This is a genomic window from Psychrobacter sp. Pi2-1 (genome assembly GCF_904846645.1).
Lineage (GTDB): Bacteria > Pseudomonadota > Gammaproteobacteria > Pseudomonadales > Moraxellaceae > Psychrobacter.
In genome coordinates this window covers 1-1,277 of sequence record NZ_CAJHBO010000046.1, presented here as the reverse complement: position 1 = coordinate 1,277, position 1,277 = coordinate 1, and the positions used below count along the sequence as shown (strand labels likewise).

Annotated in this window: 1 protein-coding gene; it reads right to left on the bottom strand. The window is 43.6% G+C overall.

Features of this window, described 5'->3' with window-relative positions; translation table 11 throughout:
- Positions 1-174 precede the first annotated feature (174 nt).
- The gene (locus JMX91_RS13165; RefSeq protein ID WP_160020909.1) at positions 175-1,101 is read right to left on the bottom strand and encodes an IS30 family transposase; all 927 of its coding nucleotides are present in this window, start codon (positions 1,099-1,101) and stop codon (positions 175-177) included.
- Positions 1,102-1,277 lie beyond the last annotated feature (176 nt).

Sequence of the window (1,277 nt, the reverse complement as noted above, 5' to 3'; positions counted from 1 at the left end):
CTTTATATCGTGCTGAGTCATGCGTTAACCACTACAATATTAGTGACCGTTTAATAATGACAGCGTGCGATATATGAAAGCCATCTCATATATATCGGCGACCTTTAGGAGCATAACCATGTTTGACTCTCACAAGCACTTATTATCTCTTAGATTAACACACCAAGTGCAACGCTAATTAATATTATAGAACGCCTGCATAGGCGTTTTAAACCCTAAGCGTTTTCTTGGTCTGTTATTTAGTTTGTTCTCAATGTCCTGCATCTCATCATCAGAGACTTGTCTAAAGTCACAGCCTTTAGGCAGATACTCTCTGATCAAGCCGTTGGTATTTTCGTTGGTTCCTCGCTGCCATGACGCATAAGCATCGGCAAAGAAGAAAGAGCTAAAGAGCTTTTGTTTCACCTTTTTATGCTGAGCAAACTCTTTACCATTGTCAGAGGTAATGGTCTTAACCTGCAACCTCACTGGCTTTAAGAGCTCTATCATTGCCTCTGATACTTGCTGTGCCGTTTTATTATCCACACGTTTCATCTTCAGCAGCCCTGTTTTACGTTCAACGAGCGTGACAATCGCTTGCTTGTGATGCTGACCGATAATGGTATCCGCCTCCCAGTCGCCAATCCGCGTGCGCGCATCAACGATGGAGGGGCGCTCATGGATAGAGACTCTGTCATTAATACGACCACGAGTCTCAGCAGTTAAACGCTGCCGATAAGGCTTGGCTTTACGTCTGAGACACTGCCATAACCTGCCGCCCTTACGCTTGTTTGTCCATATATAGCGATAAATGCTCATATGACTGAGTCCACCATGAACACCTGCTATTTGCTGGGGACTCCAGTTCTCTTTAAGCTTGTCTGTGACCCAGTCCCATACGTCAGCGATGATGCTGAGCGCATTGTTTGATCGTCTTGCACAAGCTTTCTTATGAGCGTTATTGACTCGGTAACCGCGCAGGCTTTTATTGCGTCTGATTTCTCTTAATATGGTACTGGGACTTCTGTTTAACGCCCGCGCTATAAAATTAATACTATGTTCTGCCCCTATAAGGGCATAAATCTGGTATCGTTCCCCTAGGCTTAGATGCGTATAGTTCATGGTTGCAATCTCACTTTGGTCGGTGGATAAAGACTTTGATGCTAGCGCATCTAGGTCTTTTTTTCACCTTGCATTTGGTATTGCACTTCATGTGTTAATCTAAGACTTAATATAATTGTACTTTACCCATTTTTCCTTCACCACGTTCAGTCAAGCATTGCATTACTGGAGTGTGT